The sequence below is a fragment of the Paraburkholderia sp. genome, assembly GCF_035501035.1.
In the GTDB taxonomy this organism is placed as follows: Bacteria; Pseudomonadota; Gammaproteobacteria; order Burkholderiales; family Burkholderiaceae; genus Paraburkholderia.
The window spans coordinates 1-4,870 of record NZ_DATJWR010000160.1 but is presented as its reverse complement, the minus strand read 5'-3'; the positions used below and the strand labels follow the sequence as shown (position 1 = coordinate 4,870).

5 protein-coding genes and 2 pseudogenes are annotated in these 4,870 nt (G+C 61.1%); all 7 read left to right on the top strand.

Annotated features, from left to right (window positions below):
- Nucleotides 1–415: pseudogene (locus tag VMJ11_RS11265) on the top strand (acetyl-CoA C-acetyltransferase); the annotation flags it as partial.
- A gap of 234 nt (nt 416–649) precedes the next feature.
- Nucleotides 650–1,393, top strand: coding sequence for an acetoacetyl-CoA reductase (phbB, locus tag VMJ11_RS11260; RefSeq protein WP_325619497.1), 744 nt, complete (start codon nt 650–652; stop codon nt 1,391–1,393).
- Nucleotides 1,394–2,397: 1,004 nt separating this feature from the next.
- Nucleotides 2,398–2,661, top strand: coding sequence for a hypothetical protein (locus VMJ11_RS11255; RefSeq protein ID WP_325619496.1), 264 nt, complete (start codon nt 2,398–2,400; stop codon nt 2,659–2,661).
- 147 nt (nt 2,662–2,808) lie between these two features.
- Nucleotides 2,809–3,012 carry a cold-shock protein gene (locus VMJ11_RS11250; protein ID WP_325619495.1) on the top strand — a complete coding sequence of 68 codons (204 nt, stop codon included), beginning with the start codon at nt 2,809–2,811 and terminating at the stop codon, nt 3,010–3,012.
- 349 nt (nt 3,013–3,361) lie between these two features.
- A pseudogene (locus VMJ11_RS11245) lies at nt 3,362–3,669 on the top strand (phosphate acyltransferase); the annotation flags it as partial.
- Nucleotides 3,670–3,712: 43 nt separating this feature from the next.
- A complete protein-coding gene (locus VMJ11_RS11240) occupies nt 3,713–3,889 on the top strand; it encodes a hypothetical protein (RefSeq protein ID WP_325619494.1) in 177 nt (58 codons plus the stop codon).
- A gap of 739 nt (nt 3,890–4,628) precedes the next feature.
- A partial coding sequence (locus tag VMJ11_RS11235) for a hypothetical protein (protein WP_325619493.1) occupies nt 4,629–4,870 on the top strand: 242 nt, incomplete at its 3' end.

The window sequence follows — 4,870 nt, the reverse complement described above, 5'->3', positions numbered from 1 at the left end:
GGTCGTGGTGATGTCGGCGAAGAAGGCCGAGGCGCTGGGGCTCACGCCGCTTGCGCGCATCAAGGCGTACGCCAGCGGCGGGGTGGACCCGAAGGTGATGGGCATGGGCCCGGTGCCGGCCTCGAAGCGCTGTCTGGAGCGCGCGGGCTGGACAGTGAACGATCTCGATCTCATGGAGATCAACGAGGCGTTCGCGGCGCAGGCGCTCGCGGTGAACAAGCAGATGGGCTGGGACACGTCGAAGATCAACGTGAACGGCGGGGCGATTGCGATCGGTCACCCGATCGGTGCGTCGGGCTGCCGTATTCTCGTGACGCTGCTGCACGAAATGCGGCGCCGCGACGCGAAGCGCGGTCTGGCCTCGCTGTGCATCGGCGGCGGCATGGGCGTGGCGCTCGCGCTCGAGCGTGCCTGATCATTCAACCCCGGATGTCGCGGGGCGTTTGCGAGGCGGATGGTGGCTTCGCAGGCGAACCGCACTGTATTCGCGCAGTCTCAAAAGAAAAAACGCGCGTGATTGAGCAATGCTGGGCCACTGCCTTCGGCCTGCGCCGGAAGTGGCAGTGCATTGTGGAAACGCCGGTGGCAGACAACCGATGCCACCGGGAATTTACTGCTCTCACAGACAACAGGATTACGGATCATTAGCATGACGAAAAAAATTGCGGTGGTGACAGGTGGGATGGGCGGCCTTGGCGAGGCGATCAGCAAGAAGCTGCATGATGCAGGCCATGCAGTGGTCGTCACGTACTCCCCCAGCAATACGGGCGCAGATGAGTGGCTGGCCAGCATGGAATCACAGGGATACGGGTTTCGAGCCTTCCCGGTGGACGTGGCCGATTACGACTCATGCCAGCACTGTGCGGCGAAGATCCAGGCTGAGGTTGGCCCGGTTGACATCCTGGTGAATAACGCCGGTGTCACGCGGGACACGACGTTCAAGAAGATGGACAAGGTCAACTGGGACGCCGTTATCCGGACCAACCTGGATTCCGTATTCAACATGTCGAAGCCAATCTGTGAAGGTATGGTGGAGCGCGGCTGGGGGCGCATCGTCAATATTTCTTCGGTCAACGGCTCGAAAGGCTCGGTGGGGCAGACCAACTATGCGGCGGCCAAGGCCGGCATGCACGGCTTCACCAAGTCGCTGGCGCTGGAAGTCGCGCGCAAGGGCGTAACCGTCAACACCATTTCGCCGGGCTACCTGGCGACGAAGATGGTGACGGCGATCCCGCAGGAGATCCTCGATACGAAGGTCCTGCCGCATGTTCCGATGGGGCGTCTCGGGAAGCCCGAGGAAGTGGCAGCGCTGGTCGCCTACCTGTGCTCCGATGATGCCGGGTTCGTGACCGGCGCCAATATCGCGATCAACGGCGGTCAGCACATGCAATAAGGGCTGGCGCCGGGCCTGGAGGTCAACCTGCGCTTCCAGGCCACATTCCGGTGTTGTGCCCGCTGGACCACCTCGCGGTGCTTCCGGCCTGGCGGCAGCGGGGCATCGTCACGGTATTCCATCACAGGGAATGGCATGGGCGAAGAAACATGGATCGGCCTTGCGATCGGCGTATCGACACTCGCCGTCGCGTTACCCGCGGCGCTCGCTCACTACAGGCGCGAGCAACGAAGGGCGCGGTTGCTGCGTAACCTCAGGCAGCACGCCACGTCCCGCGCCGACAATCGGCGTTGAAACGTCGCGCGCTCAACTGACAAACTTTCAAACACGACAGGATGACACATCACGCTCAGGAGGCGCTGGCCTTCAGCCAACCGCAACTCAACGTTCGCGCAGCGATGCACTCGCTATCCTCACGCCGGCGGCGACCGTGCGACGCATCATCAACATGACGGCGGTGGCTTCGGCGAATGCATGCGCTCAGAGGAGCCTGCACGAGACGGAGGAAAGCCCGATCGCGGTACCTGGCTCGATTGCTGGCAGTCTCGACCTGCAGATTGCCTGACCGGACACGGGATTGTCCTGCTGGCGTCCTGATGGCCGCAATCGATGGTGGAGGCGGCTGCAGGGGTAACAGGGGTAAGCTTTTACGGCCGCCTCGCGGGATAAAGGCGGGCAGTCTTGTCGGCTTGCTTTGCACCTGCATGACGGCGCAGGCCTCGTAATCAAACGCGAGGCGGCGACGCATGACGCGAATGCCCGCGGGCGTCCACGTGGTCACCGGTCAACGTGAAATGCAACCTGAATCCGCGTTGCCCCGTTGCGACCTGCCGCAGCGGGGCGAGGCCGAGTGATCTGGAACGAAGGAGACAGGATGCGTGGCGCAAATGTAGCGCAGCACCTCGCGCGCGCGACCGGGGTTGTGGGTGCCGGATCCCTTGACACGACGGGTGAAATACAGGGGGAGTTGATCGCTCGTCAAGGTTGCGGAGGGGGGAAAGGGAATGAAACGAAATTATGCGTACAGGGATTTCGAGGTTGCGGTCGAACTGGAAGCCATCCGCGAAACGTCTCATAACGTGACGTTGCTGCTGCCACGCGGGTTCATTGCCGTGGTGCACATCAGAAGGGTGGGCACGAGTCAGCCAATGGTTGCGCCGCTACGCCTGCTGGCAGCTAACCAGCAGCCCTTCGCTACGGAAGTCGACGCATTGATGGCGGGGTTCAGTGCCGGGCAGCGGGCCATAGACGACGCACTTGCGCCTTGAATATGGATGAACAACGGTACGTTGGGCTGCCTGGCTTTCTCCATGGCACGTGGTGTCCGTAGTAGATTCATCGTGTAAAAAGCTGGAGATTCGGTTGACGAAAAGCCGTCTCGACTTCATCGCAATTTTTTTCAGGAATTTCAGAAAATGGCAACGGGTACAGTGAAATGGTTCAACGATGCGAAGGGCTTCGGGTTCATCACGCCGGACGACGGTAGTGAAGAACTGTTTGCGCACTTCTCAGAGATCCAGGCAAAGGGTTTCCGGTCACTGCAGGAAAACCAGCGGGTAAGCTTCGAGATGAAGCAGGGGCCGAAGGGCAAACAGGCGGCAAACATTCAGCCGCTGTAGTTGTGTGAGATACGACAGATTGCAATTCCCGCTTGACCGGGTCAATGCTAAGGGAAACCGGATCCGGCGCCTTCATGTCCCTGAGCAAGACGCGAGCGCCATACGTTCCCGGTATCCGCCAACATCCGGTCACGACTGCTCGTGTACGCGCTGCGGAAATTCTCGCGTGCTGTCGCTGATGTCAAACTTTAAACGTTGCCTAAGCAACTATATTGCAGGCGCTATTACCGTTGAAGAAGCTGTCGCGCCGCTCCTGCAGACGAATGTCGAGTTCGATGCCATGCCCGTCGACGGCTTCCCACGGCAGATGAGGCCTCACCGTGCGGCGTCACGAACAGTTCAGAAACTCGAAATGCATGGCGATGCGGCGCTCCCCGAGTTGATCCGCAAGCAGTTGTCCCTGGGCCGCCGCTCACGGGCGAAGCGAACCGGCTGATCGTGCCGAACGTGGAAGCGGCCAACATTGCCTGCAACCCGCTGGAGGTGACTGGCGGCGAAGGCGTTACGGTCGGTCCGTTCCTGCTGGGTGCGTCGAAGCCGGTGCGCGTTCTCACGCCTGCGACGACGGTGCGACGCATCATCAACATGACGGCGATCGCTTCTGCGAACGTGACAGTTGCGAAGCAAGGGATCGAAACAAACGACATTCATCCGTAAAAGCGGCTGATCTGAAATTATTGACAAACCAGAAGGAGCATCAATGATCCACCCCGAAAGCAGCTACGCGCAGGAAAACACGCAGCGAGACGACGACACGAGGAGCGCGAACTTCGTGCTGCCGTACCATTCCCTACTGCTCGCGCCAACTGGCTCACTGGCCGGCAACCCGATCGATCGGCCCGATGTCGAGGCAGCCGCGATCCTGGGCTACAACTGAGTCGACTCGATCGCCTACTGCCGTTTGACCGCGGAACGACGTGCGATCTCGTTGCGCTGGCATCTGGTCCCGGTTGCGCAGCAGCATTCAAACAACTGGAAAGCCAGACATCGGGGTGGCTGGATCACCCGATGATGCAGGAAAAGCACTGCGATGCCAGCGCAACCACTTGTACGTCGAGATCCAATGCTTCGGGTCCTTTGGGCGCAACTGTCTGTTCTCTTGCTGACGCCGCCGACGAATGTTATGTGATTCGGCAAGGAGGCAGAGCGTAAGCGAGTCGGTCTGCCTGGCGCGTTGAGCGTGCCGACATATCGTTTAATTGGATGCGCAGGTTCGCGGAGCTGTGCGGAGTGGCGACCGGGGAGGGCGGGGGAGATGTAGTGGAGATCTTCGAAGAGCGGCACACGAAAGGCGACCGTCGACAGCGCCGCCGCGCTCTGGGTTCCGCGCCCCAGCGATGTCCGGCTCATGACCTTGAATGGGCCGATCGGATGAACGCCGCCGGAAACGGCGAAAGGGGCCCCGTTGCGCACTGCCGACACTCTGGCATCTACGCCAGCCCACGCGCCGCTGGCAACCGGGTCGATACTGGCCGCTGCCACGTCGAGACCGTTAGTCGAAACGGTCGAAGACGCGCTGGGCCTGGTGCCCGCCGAGCGCGAATGCCTAGCGTGGCCGGAACACCCATGAGCATTTCTCGCACCTGCGGGATCGGTTTGGTAAGGAAAATGGCCCGATGGATAACGAACTTATGACGAAACTCGGTCTTGTAGCCGGGAAGCTTGCGCAGCAGGTAATGGAGCTCGGCCTGACGTGGGATGAGGCAGTTGGAGCATTCGGTCTGGCCGCGAAGGCTAGCGCCGAAGCGGCAGCGAGCGCAGGCGACCGCGAAGACTGCGTCGAGTTCGCGCGGCGGAAACTGGAAGAAGCCTTCGCGCAGGACGTGCGGGCCATCATTTCTGAAGTCGGCATGAAGGC

Excerpts from the sequence above, each read along its gene's own strand:
- VMJ11_RS11255 (WP_325619496.1), top strand. The coding sequence starts at position 2,398 with ATGAAACGAAATTATGCGTACAGGGATTTCGAGGTTGCGGTCGAACTG.
- VMJ11_RS11250 (WP_325619495.1), top strand. The coding sequence starts at position 2,809 with ATGGCAACGGGTACAGTGAAATGGTTCAACGATGCGAAGGGCTTCGGG.
- phbB (WP_325619497.1), top strand. The coding sequence starts at position 650 with ATGACGAAAAAAATTGCGGTGGTGACAGGTGGGATGGGCGGCCTTGGC.
- VMJ11_RS11240 (WP_325619494.1), top strand. The coding sequence starts at position 3,713 with ATGATCCACCCCGAAAGCAGCTACGCGCAGGAAAACACGCAGCGAGAC.